The 21,076-nt window shown below is 61.7% G+C and carries 19 protein-coding genes; 15 read left to right on the forward strand and 4 right to left on the reverse strand.

Going from position 1 to position 21,076, the window contains the following annotated elements; translation table 11 throughout:
* Positions 1–7: 7 nt before the first annotated feature.
* Positions 8–424 (forward strand): SRPBCC family protein, encoded by a 417-nt coding sequence (locus Q8X51_RS23615; RefSeq protein WP_065927955.1) that lies wholly within the window; start codon positions 8–10, stop codon positions 422–424.
* Positions 425–853: 429 nt separating this feature from the next.
* Here the strand turns inward: Q8X51_RS23615 and Q8X51_RS23620 are convergent, their stop codons facing one another.
* A complete protein-coding gene (locus tag Q8X51_RS23620; protein WP_065927954.1) occupies positions 854–2,248 on the reverse strand; it encodes a sensor histidine kinase in 1,395 nt (464 codons plus the stop codon).
* Positions 2,226–2,909, reverse strand: coding sequence for a response regulator transcription factor (locus Q8X51_RS23625; protein WP_027606536.1), 684 nt, complete (start codon positions 2,907–2,909; stop codon positions 2,226–2,228). The genes Q8X51_RS23620 and Q8X51_RS23625 overlap by 23 nt, the downstream gene beginning before the upstream one ends.
* Before the next feature lie 323 nt (positions 2,910–3,232).
* Between Q8X51_RS23625 and Q8X51_RS23630 the strand changes: the two genes are divergently transcribed.
* On the forward strand, positions 3,233–4,138 hold the full coding sequence (locus tag Q8X51_RS23630; RefSeq protein ID WP_323146817.1) for a hypothetical protein: 906 nt from the start codon (positions 3,233–3,235) through the stop codon (positions 4,136–4,138).
* Between the two features lie 223 nt (positions 4,139–4,361).
* Here Q8X51_RS23630 and Q8X51_RS23635 read toward each other — a convergent pair whose 3' ends face one another.
* Complete coding sequence (locus Q8X51_RS23635) at positions 4,362–5,270, reverse strand: MurR/RpiR family transcriptional regulator (protein ID WP_010211026.1); 909 nt, start codon at positions 5,268–5,270, stop codon at positions 4,362–4,364.
* 284 nt (positions 5,271–5,554) lie between these two features.
* On the opposite strand from Q8X51_RS23635, the gene Q8X51_RS23640 reads away from it, so the two are divergent.
* The 13 genes from Q8X51_RS23640 to Q8X51_RS23700 all read left to right on the forward strand — a co-directional run bounded on the left by Q8X51_RS23640 (position 5,555) and on the right by Q8X51_RS23700 (position 20,758).
* Positions 5,555–7,492: a bifunctional 5-dehydro-2-deoxygluconokinase/5-dehydro-2-deoxyphosphogluconate aldolase gene (locus tag Q8X51_RS23640; protein ID WP_065947721.1), complete on the forward strand. Its 1,938-nt coding sequence runs from the start codon at positions 5,555–5,557 to the stop codon at positions 7,490–7,492.
* A 101-nt stretch (positions 7,493–7,593) separates the two neighbouring features.
* Entirely contained in the window at positions 7,594–8,487 is an 894-nt protein-coding gene (gene iolE, locus Q8X51_RS23645) for a myo-inosose-2 dehydratase (RefSeq protein WP_065927951.1), read from the forward strand.
* On the forward strand, positions 8,484–9,272 hold the full coding sequence (gene iolB / locus Q8X51_RS23650) for a 5-deoxy-glucuronate isomerase (protein ID WP_065927950.1): 789 nt from the start codon (positions 8,484–8,486) through the stop codon (positions 9,270–9,272). The genes iolE and iolB overlap by 4 nt, the downstream gene beginning before the upstream one ends.
* 23 nt (positions 9,273–9,295) lie before the next feature.
* Positions 9,296–10,111 (forward strand): TIM barrel protein, encoded by an 816-nt coding sequence (locus Q8X51_RS23655; RefSeq protein WP_065927949.1) that lies wholly within the window; start codon positions 9,296–9,298, stop codon positions 10,109–10,111.
* A gap of 10 nt (positions 10,112–10,121) precedes the next feature.
* Entirely contained in the window at positions 10,122–12,053 is a 1,932-nt protein-coding gene (gene iolD / locus Q8X51_RS23660) for a 3D-(3,5/4)-trihydroxycyclohexane-1,2-dione acylhydrolase (decyclizing) (RefSeq protein ID WP_407694564.1), read from the forward strand.
* Between the two features lie 19 nt (positions 12,054–12,072).
* A complete protein-coding gene (locus Q8X51_RS23665) occupies positions 12,073–13,083 on the forward strand; it encodes a Gfo/Idh/MocA family protein (RefSeq protein ID WP_330216052.1) in 1,011 nt (336 codons plus the stop codon).
* A 149-nt stretch (positions 13,084–13,232) separates the two neighbouring features.
* The gene (locus Q8X51_RS23670) at positions 13,233–14,261 is read left to right on the forward strand and encodes a Gfo/Idh/MocA family protein (protein ID WP_407694565.1); all 1,029 of its coding nucleotides are present in this window, start codon (positions 13,233–13,235) and stop codon (positions 14,259–14,261) included.
* Positions 14,262–14,388: 127 nt separating this feature from the next.
* The gene (locus tag Q8X51_RS23675; protein ID WP_162844258.1) at positions 14,389–14,565 is read left to right on the forward strand and encodes a hypothetical protein; all 177 of its coding nucleotides are present in this window, start codon (positions 14,389–14,391) and stop codon (positions 14,563–14,565) included.
* A gap of 48 nt (positions 14,566–14,613) precedes the next feature.
* Positions 14,614–15,549 carry a sugar ABC transporter substrate-binding protein gene (locus Q8X51_RS23680; protein WP_065927945.1) on the forward strand — a complete coding sequence of 312 codons (936 nt, stop codon included), beginning with the start codon at positions 14,614–14,616 and terminating at the stop codon, positions 15,547–15,549.
* A gap of 65 nt (positions 15,550–15,614) precedes the next feature.
* Positions 15,615–17,168: a sugar ABC transporter ATP-binding protein gene (locus Q8X51_RS23685; protein ID WP_065927944.1), complete on the forward strand. Its 1,554-nt coding sequence runs from the start codon at positions 15,615–15,617 to the stop codon at positions 17,166–17,168.
* Between the two features lie 58 nt (positions 17,169–17,226).
* Positions 17,227–18,249 (forward strand): ABC transporter permease, encoded by a 1,023-nt coding sequence (locus tag Q8X51_RS23690; RefSeq protein WP_024076018.1) that lies wholly within the window; start codon positions 17,227–17,229, stop codon positions 18,247–18,249.
* A 325-nt stretch (positions 18,250–18,574) separates the two neighbouring features.
* The gene (locus Q8X51_RS23695; protein ID WP_003191666.1) at positions 18,575–18,979 is read left to right on the forward strand and encodes a TraR/DksA family transcriptional regulator; all 405 of its coding nucleotides are present in this window, start codon (positions 18,575–18,577) and stop codon (positions 18,977–18,979) included.
* Between the two features lie 546 nt (positions 18,980–19,525).
* A complete protein-coding gene (locus Q8X51_RS23700; protein WP_370737668.1) occupies positions 19,526–20,758 on the forward strand; it encodes a methyl-accepting chemotaxis protein in 1,233 nt (410 codons plus the stop codon).
* 81 nt (positions 20,759–20,839) lie between these two features.
* On the opposite strand, the gene Q8X51_RS23705 is transcribed toward Q8X51_RS23700, so the two are convergent.
* Positions 20,840–21,076: a DUF2789 domain-containing protein gene (locus tag Q8X51_RS23705; protein ID WP_065927942.1), complete on the reverse strand. Its 237-nt coding sequence runs from the start codon at positions 21,074–21,076 to the stop codon at positions 20,840–20,842.

Raw genomic sequence — 21,076 nt, forward strand, 5'->3', positions numbered from 1 at the left:
ATTTAGCGTGCCAACAGCATCTGCAGTGATTGAAATCCCGGTATCGGCCGAGACGGTCTGGCACTTGGTGGGTGGCTTCAACAGCCTGCCGGACTGGCTTCCGTTTATCGCCAAGAGCGAGCCCGGTGAAGGTGGCCGCGTGCGCCATCTGACGACCGCCGACGGCGGTGTGATCGTCGAGCGTTTGCAGACCTTCGATAACGTCGGGCGTACTTACAGCTACACCATTGAAGAGTCGCCGTTTCCGGTGAGTGCCTATCTTGCGACCGTGCAGGTTGAGGCGTTGAGTGATTCGTCGGCGAAAGTGACCTGGTCCGGTGTGTTTACCCCGGCGGCGGGTACTACGGAGGCGGCGGTGGAAGAGCTGTTTGCCGGGATGTACAAAGGCGGGGTCGAGGCGTTGCGCGCCAACTTTCCGGCCTGATTCGTTCTACCAGGCAATGCAAGACTAATGTGGGAGGGGCGATAGCTATCTTCACAACTTTCAGAGACTGGCGAGTTGCCCTGTGGTGAGCGGGCTTGTCGAATCGTCGCACCGCCCGCGTTGGGCTGCGCAGCAGACCCAAAACCAGGCGCTGCGGTTTACCTGACAGAACACAGGGAGCCTGATTGGGGCTGCTTCGCAGCCCAGCGCGGGGCAAGCCCGCTCACCACAGCAAACCCGCTCACCACAATAAGCTTGCGCAGGCTCACCCGATAACGCATTCGAGAGTGCACCTCCACGTGCCCACGTGATCTGAGGACTACTCGTAACCTGTGGTGAGCCCGCTCACCACAGTTACAGTGTTCCTCCTTAACTGACTGGCATTGGGGCAAGCCCCCCTCCCACAGTTTGACCTCACTGGCTTATGGATCAGGCTTCGGGCATCAGCTGCTGGCGACACTCCAGCACCAGGCGCGCGCCGCCTTGCTCGCTGGTGCCGACTTCCAGCTTGAACCCATGCAGGTTGATGATCGCCGCCACGATCGACAAACCCAACCCAAACCCGCCTTGCTGGTCGCCTTCATCCACCCGATAAAAGCGCTGGAACACCGCATCGCGTTCCGCCGCCGGTATGCCGGGCCCGGAGTCGTGCACTTCGATGCGCGTGCTGCCGGCATCGTTGAGTCCCCGCAGGATCACTGCGCCGCCCGCTGGAGAGAACTTGATGGAGTTGCTCAGCAGGTTGGCCAGGGCTTCGAACAACAGGGCGCGGTCGCCGGTGATCCATGGCAGGGACTCGGGGACTTCGAGTCGCAACTGCAATTCGCCTTCCTCGGCCAGGGGCAGGTAGAAGTCATGCAACTCGCGCAGCAGCGGCAGCGGGTCCATGACCAGGAAACCGGAACGGCGCTGGTGGTCTTCCAGCTCGGAGATACGCAGCAGCCCGCGAAAGCGCGCCATCAGGGTGTCGGTCTCGGCGATGGCGTCGTCCAGTTTCACCGCGTAGCCGGAGTCCTGCTCGGCCTCCTGGCGGATGCGGTAGAGCTGCGCGCGCAGGCGGGTCAATGGGGTGCGCAGGTCGTGGGCGATGTTGTCGCACACGCCCTTGACCTCGTTCATCAGCTTCTCGATGCGATCGAGCATGGCGTTGACGATGGCCGCGAGCATGTCCAGTTCGTCACGCCGGTTGGACAGCGGCAAGCGGTGGGTGAGGTCGCCGGCGACGATGGCTTCGGCGCTGGCCTGGATCCCGCGGATCCGGCGCAGCGGGCGGCGACGCAACAGATGCCAGCCGGCGGCGCCGGGGATAATGGTCAGGGACAGCGCCCATAGCAGGGCATGCCAGATGATCCGCGTCACCCCGAACAGCGAGCCATTGGCGCGCACCAGTACCAGCCAGCGGCCGTCGTCGGTATGGCTGGCGACGGCGTCGCAGCTGTCCTTGGGCAGTTTGGGGTCGTCGGAGTCGACGCAATTGGCCAGGGCGTGGATCTTGCCGTCCAGCGGCAGGTCGGGGGGAATCGCGCGGATCGGCCCACTCAAGGGGCGGAACTGCTCATCGAACAGGCCGTAGGCGTCCACGCCCTTCATGTCGAAGGTCATGCTGGTGGTCAACGCTTCCACCAGTTCTTCGCCGTCGAAGCGCTGGAACAGGTGCTGGCGTTGCATCAGCGAATGGCGCGACAGGTCACTCAGGTAACCCGAGACCTCGTAATACAGCACCCCCATGAGGATGCAGCTCCAGGCCACGAACAACGAACTGTACAGCGCCAGCAAGCGGCTGCTGGATGAGCGCCAGCCCTTAGAGGGGTTCAGCAATGACATAACCGGAACCTCGTACCGTGCGGATCAGCGGCGGGAGGCCCGGTGGATCGATTTTCTTGCGCAGGCGGCCGATGTGCACGTCGATCAGGTTGGTGCCCGGGTCGAAGTGATAGCCCCAGACTTCCTCGAAGATCATCATCCGCGACAGGATCTGCCCGGTGTTGCGCATCAGGAATTCCAGCAGTTTGTATTCGGTGGGCAGCAGGCTCAGGGGCTGGTCGGCACGGCTGGCTTCGCGGCTGATCAGGTTCAGTTCCAGGTCGGCCACGCGCAAGGCGGTTTCGAATTCCTTGACCGTGCTTTTGCGGCGCAGCAGCACTTCGACGCGGGCGGCCATTTCGTCGGAGGCGAAAGGCTTGGTCAGGTAGTCATCACCGCCGGCGCGCAGGCCACGCACGCGCTCGTCGACGTCGGAGAGGGCGCTGATCATCAGGATCGGCGTCGATACGCCGATGGTGCGCAGGGTGGTGACGATGGCCAGGCCGTCGAGTTCCGGCAGCATGCGGTCGAGGGTGATCAGATCGTAATCACCACTCACGGCGCGGACCAGGCCTTCGCGGCCGTTGTCCACCCAATCTACGTCCAGTCCATGGCTACTCAGCTCGGCGACGATCTCGCGGGCCGTTACGGCGTCATCCTCGATGGTCAAAATGCGGGTCATAGGATTACCTGGTGAGCGATTCACACTAGAAGTGGGGGCATTTTGCCAAGAAACGGCTGAACGCTTCCTAAATAAAACTTCATGTTGGCAAAACTGACACAACTTTCATGACGGTACCGGCCGGGGAGCAATCTCCTCCCACAGGGAATGCATTACGCCCGCCTGCAACAATCATTTCTTGCAAGTTGCATGGTTCAGGCAAGTTCAATTTACTTAACCTGTTGAAATACAACGGATTTAATTTTAAGCGCGACTGGCATGCTGCCTGCACTGTGCCTTTTGAGACTTGTAACACTATTTTTCCTGCCGGGAGCACCATAACAATGATCACATCGTCATCCACGCTGCAAGAGTCGAGCGCGCGCTCCGGGGTTTCCTGGGGGGCTATCTTTGCCGGGGCCGCTGCGGCGGCTGCGTTATCCCTGATTCTGGTATTGCTGGGCTTCGGCCTGGGTTTCTCGGCGGTGTCGCCGTGGGCCGACAGCGGCATCAGCGCCAAGGGGCTTGGCATTTCCACGATTGTCTGGCTGGCCTTTACCCAGATCGTCGCCTCGGGCCTGGGGGGTTACATCGCCGGCCGGTTGCGGGTGAAGTGGGCCAATATGCATGGCGATGAAGTGTACTTTCGCGACACCGCCCATGGTTTCCTGGCCTGGGCCGTCGCCACGCTGATCACTGCCGTGCTGGTGGTCGGTTCGGTCAGCAGTGTGCTCACCGGCGGCGTGAAAGCCGGTGCCAGCGTGGCAGCCGGTGCGGCCAGCGGTATCACCCAGGCCGCAGGCAGCGCAGCCAAAGGCGTCAACGGCGGCGATTTTGACTACTACGTCGACAGCCTGTTTCGTGACGATCGCCCGGTTGCCGTCAGTGATGACGCTGCCCATGGCGTGGTTGCGCGCATTTTTACCCGCACCCTGAGCAACGACGGCCAACTCGCCGCTGAAGACCGTGCCTACCTGGCCCAGTTGATCAGCCAGCGCACCAACCTCAGCCAGGCCGATGCCGAAGCGCGTATCGACAAAGTCTACGGCGACGCGCGTAAAGCCGTCGAAGACGCCAAGCTCAAGGCCAAGCAAGCCGCTGAAACGGCCGCCAAAGTCGCCGCTTATACCTCGCTGTGGACCTTTGTCGCCCTGTTGATCGGCGCCTTCTTTGCCAGCTTCGCTGCAACCTTTGGTGGCCGTCGCCGCGATGCCGTGGTGTACGTCGAAACCGAAACCTACGTTCGTTAATTCAAGGAGAACACCATGCGCTCATTACTTCTGTGGTTCCTCGGCGTGCCGATCCCGGTGATCATCCTGATCGCAATTTTCATGCACTGATCCCCGGCCTATCTCGGTCCATTGTGGGAGGGGGCTTGCTCCCGATAGCGGTGTATCAGTTGATGTTGCTGTCGACTGACACTCCGCTATCGGGGCAAGCCCCCTCCCACATTTGATTTGCGGTGTTTGATAGTCAGTCATCAAACCCGACCTGCTCGTGAATCTCATCCACCTTCAACTCCAACCGATACGCCACGGCAATAAACAACGCCTGGCACAGGCACAAGGTGGCGCTCAACGAGCGGAAGGCAAACGACGAGCCTTCATTCACCAGCAGCACCGCGTTGGCCCGCTTGGCCAGGGGCGACAGGTTGCTGTCGGTGATGATCAGGGTCTTGGCCTGATGGTGCTGGGCGATCCGCAGGCAGTGCTGGGTCTCTTTGCCGTAGGGCGTGAAGCTGATGGCGATCACCAGGTCATTGGCGCGCACGCTGCGCATCTGCTCGCGATAGCTGCCGCCCAAACCGGAAATCAGGTGGATGCGCTTGTTGGTGTGCTGCAGGTTGTAGACCAGATAATCGGCCACCGCGAACGACCGGCGCACCCCAACCACGTAGATATTGTCGGCGTTGACCACCAGGTCGACGGCCTTGTCGAAGGCCACATCATCCAGTTCCAGCCCCAGGCGCTCGATACCCGAGAGGGTCGCGTTGACGCACTCGCGGGCCAGGTCGCCGCCGCTGGCTTTCTGCGACTTGTTGGCGATCATGCTGCGGATGCGCTGCTGGTAGTTCTGCACCGGTGTGGTCTTGTGGGTGTAGGCCTCGCGAAACAGCGCCTGCATCTCACTGAACCCACTGAAGCCGAAACGCTGGGAAAACCGCACGATCGCCGAGGGGTGCACTTCGCATTCGCGGGCGATGTCGCTGATGCGGTCGACCATGATCCGGTCGCTCTGCTGGCTCATGTAGCTGGCGATGCGCTTGAGCTGGCGCGGCAGGCTTTCGTACTCGTCGGTGATCAGCTGCAACAGGCGTTCGGCATTGATCGGAGGGCTGGCGATGGTGTCTTCCAGGGTGGTCTCGGGATCGGTGCGGGACATGGGCAATCCTTCTGGCGTGTTCTTCTGATGCGCTGGTGGGTGGCGCAAGTCTACAGGGTAGGCGTAAAAAAATACCCCGGCATCACGGCCCGCGTGGCCTGCTGAAACGATGCACGGCAGCTGGCATGCCCCTATGCTGACGTATTGGAAAAAATATTCCACTAAAAATAATTCTGGAATAAATATTGATTGCCGCCGCCGGACGTTCTAGTCTGCTCCCACCAAGAGCGTTTGCCGTCGCCACGACGGCACAACGCAGGCTGATAAAAATAACAGGAGCCAGCATGGGCCAGACTCGTTTTGCCAGTGGGCGTCAATTGGATCTGATTTGCCTCGGGCGCCTGGGCGTCGACCTCTACGCACAGCAAGTAGGTGCGCGGCTTGAGGACGTGTCCAGCTTCGCCAAATACCTCGGCGGTTCCTCCGCCAATATCGCGTTCGGCACTGCCAGGCTGGGGCTCAAGTCGGCAATGTTGAGCCGGGTGGGGGACGACCATATGGGCCGTTTCCTGATGGAATCCCTGGCCCGCGAAGGCTGCGATGTCAGCGGCATCAAGGTCGACCCGGAACGCCTCACCGCCATGGTGCTGCTGGGCCTCAAGGACCGCGAAACCTTCCCGCTGGTGTTCTACCGCGAAAACTGCGCCGACATGGCCCTGCGCGCCGAAGACGTCAACGAAGCCTTTATTGCCTCGAGCAAAGCCTTGTTGATCACCGGCACGCATTTCTCCACCGACGGCGTGTACAAGGCCAGCATCCAGGCCCTGGACTATGCGGCCAAGCACAACGTCAAGCGCGTGCTGGATATCGACTACCGCCCCGTGTTGTGGGGCCTGGCGGGCAAGGCCGACGGCGAAACCCGGTTTGTCGCCGACCAGAACGTCAGCCAGCATGTGCAGAAAATCCTGCCGCGTTTCGACCTGATCGTCGGCACCGAAGAAGAGTTTTTGATTGCCGGCGGCAGCGAAGATCTGCTCACCGCCTTGCGCACCGTGCGTGAACTGACCCCGGCGACCCTGGTGGTCAAGCTCGGCCCGCAAGGCTGCACGGTGATCCACGGTGCAATCCCGGCGCGCCTGGAAGAGGGCGCCATCTACCCTGGCGTGCGGGTTGAAGTGCTTAACGTGCTGGGCGCCGGCGATGCCTTTATGTCGGGCTTCCTCAGCGGCTGGATCAATGACGCCAGCGATGAGCGTTGCAGCCAGTTGGCCAATGCCTGCGGTGGTCTCGTGGTCTCGCGCCACGCCTGTGCGCCGGCCATGCCGACCCCGGCCGAACTGGATTACCTGTTCAACAGCCCGGTGCCGATCACCCGGCCTGACCAGGACGCGACCCTGCAACGCCTGCACCGCGTCACCGTGCCGCGCAAGGCCTGGAAGCAGCTGTTCATCTTTGCCTTCGATCACCGCTGGCAACTGGTGGAACTGGCGCAACGCGGCGGCCAGGACCTGACCCGGATCAGCGAGATCAAGCAGCTGTTTATCCAGGCCATCGAACGCGTGGAGAAAAAGCTCGCCGAGCAGGGCGTCGAGGCCGATGTGGGCCTGTTGGCCGACCAGCGCTTCGGCCAGGACGCGCTCAATGCCGCCAGCGGTCGCGGCTGGTGGATCGCGCGTCCGGTGGAGGTGCAGAACTCGCGGCCCCTGGCGTTCGAACATGGCCGCTCGATCGGCAGCAACCTGATTGCCTGGCCCCAGGAACAGATCATCAAGTGCCTGGTGCAATACCACCCCGACGACGAGCCCATGTTGCGCCTGGAACAGGAAGCGCAGCTCAAGGCGGTGTACGAGGCTTCGGTGACCAGCGGCCATGAGCTGCTGCTGGAAGTCATCCCGCCCAAGGATCATCCGTCCACTTACCCGGACGTGCTCTATCGCAGCCTCAAGCGCCTGTACAACCTGGGTATCTACCCGGCGTGGTGGAAAATCGAGGCACAGTCGGCCGAGGACTGGACAAAGCTCGACGAACTGATCCAGGAACGCGACCCGTACTGCCGTGGCGTGGTGTTGCTGGGCCTGAACGCCTCGGCCGAATGCCTGTCCGCCGGCTTCCAGCAAGCCAGCCAGAGCAGCACCTGCCGTGGGTTTGCCGTGGGCCGCACGATTTTCCAGGAGCCGAGCCGTTTGTGGATGGCGGGGGAGATCGATGATGAGACGTTGATCCAGCAGGTCCAGGCGACCTTTGAGCAGTTGATCAACGCCTGGCGCAGTGCCCGAGGCTGAACCAAGTTCTTAATTTGAAATGCAATCCAATGTGGGAGGGGCTTGCCCCCTCCCACAGAAAGCAGATCTCAGTGATACCAGAAAATAATAAAGGTGCAGCCATGCCCGCAATCCGAATTGGCATCAACCCGATCTCCTGGAGCAACGACGACCTTCCGGCCCTCGGCGGTGAAACCCCGCTGAGCACCGCCCTGAGCGAAGGCAAGGAAATCGGCTACGAAGGTTTCGAGCTCAACGGCAAATTCCCCAAGGACGCCAAGGGCGTCGGCGACGTCCTGCGCCCCTATGACCTGGCGCTGGTCTCCGGCTGGTACTCCAGTCGCCTGGCCCGTCGCTCGGTGGCCGAAGAAATCGAAGCCATCGCCGGCCACGTCGAACTGCTGAAACAAAACGGCGCCAAGGTGCTGGTGTACGGCGAGGTGGCCGATTCGATCCAGGGCTCGCGCATTCGCCTGATCGAGCGTCCTCGGTTTCAGAGTGAACAGGCCTGGCAGGACTACGCCGACAAACTCACGGAGCTGGCGCGTTTCACCCTGTCCCAGGGCGTGCGCCTGGCGTACCACCATCATATGGGCGCGTATGTCGAATCGCCTGAAGACATCGATCAGTTGATGGGCCGTACCGGGCCGGAAGTCGGCCTGCTGTTCGATTCGGGCCACTGCTATATGGGCGGCGGCGAACCCATCGAGGTGTTGCGCAAGCATATCGACCGCGTCTGCCACGTGCATTTCAAGGACGTGCGCAAAGCCGTGGTGCAACTGGCGCGCAACCAGATGTGGAGCTTCCCCGATTGCATCGTCAACGGCACCTTCACCGTGCCCGGGGATGGCGATATCGATTTTGCCGAGTTGCTCGATGTGCTGATGGCCGCGAAATACGCGGGCTGGCTGGTGGTAGAAGCCGAGCAGGATCCGGCCGTGGCGCCCAGCTACGTCTATGCGAAAAAGGGCTATGACACATTGCGTGCGCTTCTCGATGAGAGGACCCAACCATGAGCTTGCTGGTAAAGAGCAGTAAACGCGGACAAACCATGGTCGCCCTGGAAGAGGGCCGCCTGGAATACGTAGGCTTTGCCGCCTACCGCCTGAGCCTTGGCGAAACATTGCCGGTGACTGCCGGCGATCAGGAGCTGTGCCTGGTGCTGCTCAGCGGTCGGGTCAATATCGAAGGCGAGGGCTTCAACTGGCAGAACCTCGGTGATCGCCAGTCGGTGTTCGAGGACAAATCGCCGTTCGCCGCCTATCTGCCGCCGGGTACCGATGCCCAGGTCACGGCGTTGAGCGACGTGCAGATTGCCGTGTGCGCCGCACCGGGTGCTCCGGGTTTCGAGCCACGCCTGATCCGTCCTGAACAGTGCAAGCGCAGCGTACGCGGCAAAGGCGCCAATACCCGCTACGTGTGCGACATCCTGCCGGACACCGACCCGGCCCATTCGCTGCTGGTGGTGGAAGTGCGCACGCCGTCCGGGCATTCGTCGAGCTACCCGCCGCACAAGCACGACACCGACGACCTGCCGCACCAGAGCTTTCTTGAAGAGACCTACTACCACCAGATCAACCCGCCCCAGGGCTTCGTGTTCCAGCGGGTGTACACCGACGACCGCAGCATCGACCAGGCCATGGCCGTGGAAAACAGTGATCTGGTGGTGGTGCCCAAGGGCTATCACCCGGTCAGCGTGCCGTATGGCTACGAGTCTTACTACCTGAACGTGATGGCGGGCCCCAAGCGCGCCTGGCATTTCCACAACGACCCGCAGCACAGCTGGCTGCTGGACCTTTAAACGGTGTTGGACGGAGAACAACAATGAAGTCGCCTCTACGCTTTGCCCTCAACCGTATGGTCGCGCCCAACCTGTCCCTGCCGGATTTCATCCAGCTGGCCGTGGCCTTGAAATGCGATGCCATCGAGATTCGCAACGACCTCAAGGATCGCCAGATCGAATACGGCACCCCGGCCGGCCGCGTGCGCGAATTGTGCGCGGCCCAGGGCATCACGGTGCTGTCGATCAACGCGCTGTACCCCTTTGATGTGTGGAATGACGAGCGCCGCGCCCAGGCGATAGCGCTCGCCACCTATGCCCGCGAATGTGGTGCGCAAGGCTTGGTGATGTGCCCGTTCAATGAACCCGGCGACACCCGCAACGAAGCCCAGCGCGCCGCCGGTTTGCGCACCGCGTTGAGCCAACTGGCGCCGATCCTGCGCGAGTACGGGATTCTCGGGTTTATCGAGCCCCTGGGCTTTGAAGAATGTGCCATGCGCCGCAAGCGCGTGGCGGTGGATGCGATCCAGTCCATCGGCGGCCTGGATGTATTCCGCCTGGTGCACGACACCTTCCACCACCACCTGGCCAGCGAGCATGAGTTCTTCCCGGAACTGACCGGGCTGGTGCATATCTCCGGCGTGGAAGATGCCGAGGCGCCGCTCAATTCGATCCGCGACGGCCACCGCGTGCTGGTGGGCGAGGGCGATATCCTCGGCAATACCGCGCAGATCGACACCTTGCTCAGCAGCGGTTACAGCGGCTACCTGTCGTTCGAACCGTTTGCGACAAGCGTGCACGAGCTGGCGGATATCCAGCAGGCCTTGGGGGCAAGCATCGCCCACCTGCAGAAACGATAAGGGGCGCGACATGACCACCACCCGACTGACCATGGCCCAGGCCCTGGTGAAGTTTTTGGATAACCAGTACATCGAAGTCGATGGCGTGCAGAGCAAGTTCGTCGCCGGCGTGTTCACTATTTTCGGCCACGGCAACGTGCTGGGCCTGGGTCAGGCCCTGGAACAGGACAGCGGCGACCTGGTGGTGCATCAGGGCCGTAACGAGCAGGGCATGGCCCATGCCGCCATCGGTTTTGCCAAGCAGCACTTGCGCCGCAAGATCTACGCCTGCACCGCCTCTGTCGGCCCAGGTGCGGCGAATATGCTCACCGCTGCGGCGACCGCCACTGCCAACCGTATCCCGTTGCTGTTGCTGCCCGGCGATGTCTACGCCAGCCGCCAGCCCGACCCGGTGCTGCAACAGATCGAGCAGTTCCACGACCTCAGCATCAGCACCAACGATGCCTTCCGTTCCGTGAGCAAATACTGGGACCGCATCAACCGCCCCGAGCAACTGATGACGGCGGCGATTCATGCCATGCGCGTGCTCACCGATCCCGCCGAAACCGGCGCGGTGACCCTGGCGCTGCCCCAGGACGTGCAGGCCGAAGCCTGGGACTACCCCGACTACTTCCTGCAAAAACGGGTGCACCGTATCGACCGCCGCCCGGCCACCGCCGCGATGATCGGCGATGGGTTGGCCGCCTTCCGGGGCAAGCGCAAACCGCTGATCATCTGCGGTGGCGGCGTGAAGTACTCCGGAGCGAATGCTGCCTTGCAAGCCTTTGCCGAGCGCTTTGATATTCCTTTCGCCGAAACCCAGGCGGGCAAGAGCGCGGTGGTCTCGAGCCATCCGCTGAATGTGGGCGGTATCGGTGAAACCGGCTGCCTGGCCGCCAACCTGCTGGCGCCCGAGGCCGACCTGATCATCGGCATCGGCACCCGTTACACCGACTTCACCACCTCGTCGAAATCGCTGTTCAAGCATGCCGAGGTGAAGTTTCTCAACCTCAATATCAGCCCCTGCGACGCCTTGAAACTCGACGGCGTGCAGGTGCTGGCCGACGCGAAGGTCGCCCTCGAAGCGCTGGCCGATGCCCTCGGTGATTACCGTTCCGGCTGGGGCGAGCAGATCGCCGACGCCAAGGCGCAACTGGACGCCGAAGTGGACCGTGTGCATCAGGTCGAGTACCAAGGCGATGATTTTGTGCCGGAAGTCGACGACCACCTTGACCGCGCCGTGCTGCGTGAATTTATCGAACTGACCGGCTCATGCCTGACCCAGAGCCGGGTGCTCGGCGTCCTCAACCAGACCCTGGCCGACGACGCGATCATCGTCGCCGCGGCCGGCAGCCTGCCCGGCGACCTGCAGCGCGCCTGGCGCAGCAAGGGCGTCAACACCTACCACGTCGAGTACGGTTATTCGTGCATGGGCTATGAGATCAATGCCGCCCTCGGCGTGAAGCTCGCCGAGCCCTCCAAGGAGGTCTATGCGCTGGTCGGCGATGGCTCCTACATGATGCTGCACTCGGAGCTGGCCACCTCGATCCAGGAACGCCGCAAGATCAACGTGGTGCTGCTCGACAACATGGCCTTCGGTTGCATCAACAACCTGCAGATCGGCAACGGCATGGACAGCTTCGGCACCGAGTTCCGCTACCGCAACCCCGAGAGCGGCAAGCTCGACGGCGGCCTGGTGCCGGTGGACTTCGCCATGAGTGCGGCGGCCTATGGCTGCAAGACCTACAAGGTCAGCACGGTGGAGCAGTTGGAGGCGGCCCTGGCCGATGCGCGCACGCAAAGCGTCTCGACCCTGATCGACATTAAGGTCCTGCCCAAGACCATGGTCCACGGCTACCTGTCGTGGTGGCGGGTGGGGGTGGCGCAGGTGTCCACCAGCGAGCGCACCAACGCGGCGGCGAAAAAACTCAATGAACACCTGGCCAAGGCCCGGCAGTACTAATAACTAGAGGAGCGTTTGTATGTCTTTGAAGCTTGGTGTAATCGGTACCGGCGCCATTGGCCGCGATCATATTCGTCGGTGCAGCCAGACCCTGCTCAACAGCCAGGTGGTGGCGGTGACCGACATCAACCTTGAGCAGGCCGCCAAGGTGGTCGCGGAGTTGAAGCTGGACGCCGAGGTGTACGCGGACGGCCATGGGCTGATCAACTCGCCGCAGGTCGAGGCGATCCTGGTCACGTCCTGGGGCCCGAGCCACGAGGAGTTCGTGCTCGCCGCCATCGCCGCCGGCAAACCGGTGTTCTGCGAAAAGCCCCTGGCGGTGACGGCCGAAGGCTGCCGCAAGATCGTCGACGCCGAAGTGGCCTACGGCAAGCGCCTGGTGCAAGTGGGCTTTATGCGCCCCTATGACGAAGGTTATCGCGCCCTCAAGGCGGTGATCGACAGCGGCCAGATCGGCGAGCCGTTGATGCTGCACTGCGCGCACCGTAACCCGACGGTGGGCGAGAACTACAAGACCGACATGGCGATCACCGACACCCTGATCCACGAGCTGGATGTCCTGCGCTGGCTGCTCAACGACGACTACGTGTCGGTGCAGGTGGTGTTCCCGCGCAAGACCAGCAAGGCCCTGGCCCATCTGCGCGACCCGCAGATCGTGCTGCTGGAAACCGCCAAGGGCACTCGTATCGACGTGGAAGTGTTTGTGAACTGCCAGTACGGCTACGACATCCAGTGCGAAGTGGTGGGGGAGACCGGCATCGCCAAATTGCCGGAGCCGTCCCAGGTACAGCTGCGCAGCGATGCCAAGCTGTCGAATGCGATCCTGATGGATTGGAAGGACCGTTTTATCGGGGCCTATGACGTGGAGTTGCAGGCCTTCATCGATAGCGTGCGTGCTGGTCAGGTCGGTGGGCCGTCGGCGTGGGATGGCTTTGCGGCGGCGGTGGCGGCGGATGCGTGTATCGAGGCCCAGGGCAGTGAGCAGATTGTGAAGGTCAGCCTGCCGGATCGCCCACACTTCTACGGCTAAATCACTGAAGGAACTCTGTTAAAAATGTGGGAGGGGGCTTGCCCCCGATGGCAGTGTGTCAGTCAACCAGTTGTTATCTGACCCACCGCTATCGGGGGCAAGCCCCCTCCCACAGTTGATTGGTTTCCAATTCAATTCAGGAGTTGATCATGAGAATCGGACTAGTCGGCTACGGCCACGGAGGGCGCTTTTTTCATGCGCCGCTGATTGCAACTTTGCCGGGGGCGACGTTTGTCGGCGTGGTGACGCGCTCACCCGAGCGCCGCCAGCAATTAAGTACCGATCTTCCAGGTGTGAAGGCCTTTGACAGCATCGGCCAGATCGTCGAAGCCGGCGTCGATGCCCTGGTGATTTCCACCACCCTCAAGGGCCGTCCGGCGCTGGTGCTGGAAGCCATCGAGCACGGCGTGGCGGTGGTCAGCGACAAACCCTTTGCCGCCAACGCTGAACAGGCCCAGGCGCTGATCACGGCCGCCGAGCGCCATGAGGTGTTGCTCAGCGTCTACCAGAACCGGCGCTGGGACTCGGACTACCTGACCCTGCGCAAATTGATCGACGCCGGTGCCCTGGGCGAGATCACCCGCTTTGAATCCCGCGTCGAGCGCTACAGCCCGCAGGCCGTGGGCAATGCCAGCGGCGGCGGCTGGTTGCGCGACCTGGGCAGCCACCTGGTGGACCAGGCGCTGCAACTGTTCGGTCCGGTGGAGCGTGTCTTTGCGCAGTTACAGTTCACCCCTGAATACCCCACTGTCGACCACGGCTTCTTCGTCTCCCTGACCCACGCCAACGGGGTGGTTTCCCATTTGTGGGGCAACGCCCTGCAGAACAGCCAGGCTCCGCGTTTTCGCGTCAGTGGCACCTTGGGTTGCTACACCGTGGACGGACTGGACGGCCAGGAAGAAGCGCTGATGGCCGGCAAGTCACCGAAAACCGAAGGCGAACACTGGGGCGCAGAAGAACATCGCCGCTGGGGCTGGTTCGAACAGGGGCCGGAACGTGAGCGAGTGCCGTCGGAGAAGGGCTGCTGGACCCAGTTCTATCGCCAGTTGCAAGCGGCGGTAAACGGGCAGGGCTCGTTGCCCGTGGACGCTTATGACGCGCTGGAAACCACGCGTATATTGGACGCCGCACGCCTCAGCGCCGAGCGCCAGCAGGTGGTTTCAACAAAAATAGAATAAAATTCTAAAACAGGTTGATATGGAAATTATTTTCCAATAAAGTCTTTTCCAGGTTGCATAAAGTACGTTCGGACTCGATTCGCACGACTCAACAAAAACAAGATCAAAAACAACCAGGTACCGTCAGATGAAAATCTTCAACGCTGTACTGCGAGTTTTACGCCCTGCCCACACGCCCCGCGGCCTGCCCCGCGCCCGGCCGTTCTACTTCTCCTTCCTTAATGTGCTGTGCGTCGAAAACCAGGGCGCGCTGGTCTGCTGCATTCCAGGCGCACCGGTCGTACGCGTGCCTGCCGAGCTCTGATAAACGCAACGTCCAAAAAACCAACAAGAAAGTGGAGACAGACCGTTCATGAAGACCCCGATCCGTTTTACCGCGCTGGCTTTATCCATGCTGCTGGCCAGCGGTGTTGCCAGTGCCGCCGACATCAAGGTCGGCGTGAGCATGTCCGCCTTCGATGACACCTTCCTCACTTACCTGCGCGAAGACATGGACAAGCAGGCCAAGTCCTATCCCAAGGGTGACGGCGTGCAGCTGCAGTTCGAAGATGCCCGCGCCGATGTGGTCAAGCAACTGAGCCAGGTGGAGAACTTCATCAGCCAGAAAGTTGACGCCATTATCGTCAACCCGGTCGACACAGCCTCTACCAAGAACATCATCAATGCCGCGACCAAGGCCGGCATCCCGCTGGTGTTCGTCAACCGCCGTCCCGACCAGAAGGACTTGCCCAAGGACGTGGTGGCCGTGACCTCCGATGACGTCGAGGCCGGCAAGCTGCAAATGCAATACATCGCTGAGAAGCTCGGCGGCAAGGGCAAGATCGTGATCCTGCTGGGCGATCTGGCGAACAACTCCACCACCAACCGCACCAAGGGTGTGAAGGAAGTGTTGGCCAAGTACCCGGACATCAAGATCGAACAGGAACAGACCGGTATCTGGCTGCGGGACAAGGGCATGACCCTGGTCAACGATTGGCTGACCCAGGGCCGCGAGTTCAATGCGGTACTGGCCAACAACGATGAGATGGCCATCGGCGCGTCCATGGCGCTGAAATCGGCCGGCAAGGAAAAGGGCAGTGTGCTGATCGCGGGGGTCGACGGTACGCCGGATGGCTTGAATGCGATCACCAAGGGTGATATGGCCGCCTCCGCGTTCCAGGACGCCAAGGGCCAGGCAGTGGGCTCGGTGGAAGCGGCGCGCAAGATGGCCAAGAAGGAACCGGTCGAGCAGAACGTGATCATCCCGTTCCAGCTGATCACCCCGGAAAACGTCGCCACGTTCAAGTAGCCCTGACATAACAACAATGAACCGGCAGGGCGGTCGTGCCCGCCCTGCTGATGGAGTACCGTCTTATGCTCGCTCAAGCCGCTGTCTCGCAGCCTCCCGGTATCCAGCCGTTGCCGCTGGACGAACCCTACCTGTTGGAAATCGTCAACATCAGCAAAGGCTTTCCCGGCGTCGTGGCCCTGGCCGACGTACAACTGCGTGTACGCCCCGGTACGGTGCTGGCGCTGATGGGCGAGAACGGTGCGGGCAAGTCGACCTTGATGAAAATCATCGCCGGCATCTACCAGCCCGACGCCGGTGAAATCCGCCTGCGCGGCAAGCCCATCGTGTTTGACACGCCGCTGGCGGCGCAGAAGGCCGGGATTGCGATGATCCACCAGGAGCTCAACCTGATGCCGCACATGAGCATCGCCGAGAATATCTGGATCGGCCGCGAGCAGCTCAACAGCCTGCACATGGTCAACCACCGCGAAATGCACCGCTGCACCGCCGAGTTGCTGGCGCGCCTGCGCATCAACCTGGACCCCGAGGAACACGTGGGTAACCTGAGCATCGCCGAGCGGCAGATGGTCGAAATTGCCAAGGCTGTGTCCTACGACTCCGACATCCTGATCATGGATGAACCGACATCGGCCATTACCGAGAAGGAAGTGGCCCACCTGTTTTCGATCATTGCCGACCTCAAGGCCCAGGGCAAAGGCATTGTCTACATCACGCACAAAATGAACGAAGTGTTCGCCATTGCCGATGAAGTGGCGGTGTTCCGCGACGGCCAGTACATCGGCCTGCAACGCGCCGACAGCATGAACAGCGACAGCCTGATCTCGATGATGGTGGGTCGCGAGCTGAGCCAGTTGTTCCCGGTGCGCGAGACGCCCATCGGCGAACTGCTGCTGTCGGTGCGCGACCTGCGCCTGGACGGGGTGTTCCAGGGCGTGTCGTTCGACCTGCATGCCGGTGAGATCCTCGGCATCGCCGGGCTGATGGGCTCGGGGCGCACCAATGTGGCGGAAACCATTTTCGGCATCACCCCCAGCAGCGGTGGGCAGATCACCCTGGATGGCGAGGCGGTGCGCATCAGTGACCCGCACATGGCCATCGAAAAAGGCTTTGCGCTGTTGACCGAGGACCGCAAGCTCAGTGGCCTGTTCCCCTGCCTGTCGGTGCTGGAAAACATGGAAATGGCCGTGCTGCCGCACTATTCGGGCAACGGTTTTATCCAGCAGAAAGCCCTGCGCGCCCTGTGCGAGGACATGTGCAAGAAACTGCGGGTGAAGACGCCATCCCTGGAGCAGTGCATCGACACCTTGTCCGGCGGCAACCAGCAGAAAGCCCTGCTGGCGCGCTGGTTGATGACCAACCCACGCTTGCTGATCCTCGATGAACCGACCCGGGGCATCGACGTAGGCGCCAAGGCCGAGATCTATCGCTTGATCTCCTTCCTCGCCAGCGAAGGCATGGCGGTGATCATGATTTCCTCCGAGCTGCCTGAAGTGCTGGGCATGAGCGACCGGGTGATGGTGATGCACGAAGGCGAACTGATGGGCACCCTGGACCGTGCGGATGCGACCCAGGAAAAAGTCATGCAGCTGGCTTCCGGTATGACCGCAGTCCACTGACGAACAGCCGCGCGGGCCTGCGGTTGGCCCGCGCCATAGAATAAGAAGGTGATTGGCTATGAACGCAATAACAGACAACAAGCCTGCCACGGCCCCGGTCAAGCACCGTCGGCGCTTGCCCACCGAGCTGAGCATCTTCCTGGTGCTGATCGGCATCGGCCTGGTGTTTGAGCTGTTTGGCTGGATCGTGCGGGACCAGAGCTTCCTGATGAACTCCCAGCGCCTGGTGCTGATGATCCTGCAAGTGTCCATCATCGGCTTGCTGGCGATCGGGGTGACCCAGGTGATCATCACCACGGGTATCGACCTGTCTTCGGGGTCGGTGCTGGCGCTGTCGGCGATGATTGCCGCCAGTTTGGCGCAAACTTCCGACTTTTCCCGGGCGGTGTTCCCTTCGCTGACGGACTTGCCGGTGTGGATTCCGGTGGCGATGGGGTTGGGTGTGGGGCTGCTGGCGGGGGCGATCAACGGCAGCATCATCGCCGTCACGGGTATTCCGCCGTTTATCGCGACCCTGGGCATGATGGTCTCGGCCCGTGGCCTGGCGCGTTACTACACCGAAGGCCAGCCGGTGAGCATGCTCTCGGACTCCTACACGGCCATCGGTCATGGCGCGATGCCGGTGATCATTTTCCTGGTGGTGGCGGTGATCTTCCATATCGCCCTGCGCTACACCAAGTACGGCAAGTACACCTACGCCATCGGCGGCAATATGCAGGCGGCGCGGACGTCGGGGATCAACGTCAAGCGCCACTTGATCATCGTCTACAGCATTGCCGGGTTGCTCGCCGGTCTGGCCGGCGTGGTGGCTTCGGCACGCGCCGCCACCGGCCAGGCCGGCATGGGCATGTCCTATGAGCTGGATGCGATTGCCGCCGCGGTAATCGGCGGCACCAGCCTGGCTGGCGGGGTAGGGCGTATCACCGGCACCGTGATCGGCGCGCTGATCCTCGGAGTGATGGCCAGCGGGTTTACCTTTGTCGGGGTGGATGCGTATATCCAGGACATCATCAAGGGCCTGATCATCGTGGTGGCGGTGGTGATCGACCAGTACCGCAACAAGCGCAAGCTCAAGCGCTGAGCTTCAAGCTGCAAGCTGCAAGTCCGATGAGCTCTACAGCTTGTCGCTTGCAGCCTGCGGCTTATAGCTGCTCTACGAACTTTCCTGCTATAAACGCACTCCGATGACCATTCGCCAAGCCCGTCCTGGTGCCTTTGGGGGTTATATCGGTAAAAATGCCTGTCATTTCAGTTGCTGTGCCCTCAAGTCGGCCTTAGACTGCCGCCCCTCGTAAATTGAGTGCCGGGTGGCGCTTGGAATGGATGGCGCCTTTCCGAGACCTGCAGAGGTCGACCGGAACGCTCCCTTATTCGCCTTAATGCACGTATTTTTTATAGAGAAATCAATGACAAAGGAAAAGTTGCTGGCCATGCCGGCGGATGACTACATGAATGCCGAACAGCACGCTTTTTTTGAGAAGTTGCTGCAGGACATGAAGGTGGAACACCACGAGCGCATTGAGCAGAACCGCATCGCCATTGAAAGCCTGGACACCCCGGCCGACCCTGCCGACGCCGCTTCCGTTGAAGAAGAGCGCACCTGGCTGGTCAATGCCATCGACCGCGACCAGCGCATGCTGCCGCAGCTTGAGCGTGCACTGGAACGCATCAAGGAAGATTCCTTCGGCTGGTGCGATGACAGCGGCGAGCCTATCGGCCTCAAGCGCCTGCTGATCAGCCCGACCACCAAGTACTGCATCGAAGCGCAAGAGCGCCACGAGCAGATCGACAAGCACCAGCGCCAAGCCTGATGCGCTGAAGCTGGGGAATCGCCTGGGCGGTTCCCCGGAGAAAGACCCGTTACGCCCCGTCTATTGATCTGCTGCAGGCTACCCCACTAAAGGCCCATGGATAATGGCTGGATAGTGGCGTTTAATGCAGGGACAAAAATGACAAACAGTGGGGTAACGACGATGGCTGGAGACGGATCTCTGATGGGCGCAGCAGTGCCACCGCAACCGGTGGTGCGCGGGTTGCCCGGCTGGTTGATGCCGCTCCTGCAGAGCGCCGCCCTGGTGCTGGTACTGCTGGGCCTGGCGTTTGCCAGCCTGCCGATATACCTCTGCCTGCCCATTGCCTTGCTGGTGATCTGGCTGCCAGGCCTTATGAACCGCACCTCCCGCACGGCACCGCCCGTCACTGCCGATGCCATTGGCGAGCTGACCCGCGATCTGTCCTATACCACCAGCCACAACGCACTGTCCGCTGCCGGCGTCGCCTATTCAGTCAAGCAACTGGCGGCTCGAGTGCAATCGCAATTGGGCGCGGCCAAGCAGATCGTCAGCAGTGCCGAAGTGATGATCAGCACTGAAAAGGTCACCTCTCAACTCAGTCGCGAGGCCCTTCAGGCGGCCAGCCAGGCCCATCAGCGCAGCACTGAAGGCCGTGAAGTGCTGGCCCAGTCGATCATTCGTATGCACCAGCTCAGCCAGCGCGCCAATGCCAGTCGGGAGTTGATTGAAGCCCTGAGCCAACGCAGTGAAGAAATCCAGCGGGTGACCCTGGTGATTCAGTCCATCGCCAGCCAGACCAACCTGTTGGCGCTCAACGCCGCGATTGAGGCGGCGCGGGCCGGTGAGCACGGTCGCGGGTTCGCCGTGGTGGCGGATGAAGTGCGTGGGCTGGCGGGCCGCACGGCCACGGCCACCGATGAAGTCGGGGTGATGGTGGCGGATATCCAGCAACGCACTGCCCAGGTGGTTGAGCAGATTCGCCAGCTCTCGGCAGACTTGCACACCGGTGTCGAGCAGGTGGAGCACGCCGGCGAGCACCTGGAGAACATTGCCGGCCTGGCGGCGGGTGTGGAAGGCCAGGTCAATGAAATCGCCCAGGGCACCGACACCAACCGCGCCCAACTCGACAGCCTGTTCCATGCCGTGGAGCAAATGCGCAGCGATCTTATCGTGAGCGACCAGCAGACCCGCCAGTTGGCCGATGCCGCTGTGCAGATGGAAGGGCAGGCCGAAACGATCAGTGAGCGCCTGGCGGAAGTCGGGCTGGATGACTATCACCAACGCATCTACGACCTGGCGCGCGAAGGCGCGAGCCGGATTGCCGCGCAATTCGAAGCCGATGTACAGCAGAACCGCATCAGCCTGGATGACTTGTTCGACCGCAGCTACACCTTGATCCCCAACACCAGCCCGAGCAAGTACCACAGCCGGTTCGATGGCTACACCGACCAGGTGCTGCCGGCCATCCAGGAAGCACTGCTGCCACGCCATGAAGGCTTGGTGTTTGCCATTGCCTGCACGCCCCAGGGCTATGTGCCAACGCACAACAAGGCATTTTCCCAGGCGCTGACCGGCGATGCCCAGGTCGACGCGGTGCAGAACCGCACCAAGCGCAAGTTCGAAGACCGCACCGGCATCCGCTGCGGCAGCCACCAGCAAGCGGTGTTATTGCAGACCTACACCCGCGATACCGGTGAGTTGATGCACGACTTGTCGGTGCCGATCATGGTCCGGGGGCGGCATTGGGGTGGCTTGCGCCTGGGGTATAAGCCGGAGGGGGCGAAGGCTGCGCGCTAGGGATTGTTGTTGTCTGTGAGGCGGGGAAATACCAGCTGCCTGGCAAGCGCTATTGCGCTCAGGCAGCCGGCATTGAGTGGGTTACTGCGATTGATGCAGGCGCTGGTTCAGCTCATCCACCGCCATGGCCCAATCGGCGTCTTCACGCAGTTCTTCCTTGAGGAACTGTGCCTGTTGCGGCGTCCAGAACGGCGCGTCGATCAACTTGACGTCGTCACTCAACGGGTGCGCGACAATAAAGGCGTCGATAGCTTCGGGGGTTGAGTCCAGGCCCAGTTGTTCAAATAAGGTTTCGAGTGTCGGTATTGGCGCGTCCAT

Source organism: Pseudomonas sp. Yb2C2 (genome assembly GCF_052112325.1).
In the GTDB taxonomy this organism is placed as follows: Bacteria; Pseudomonadota; Gammaproteobacteria; order Pseudomonadales; family Pseudomonadaceae; genus Aquipseudomonas; species Aquipseudomonas marginalis.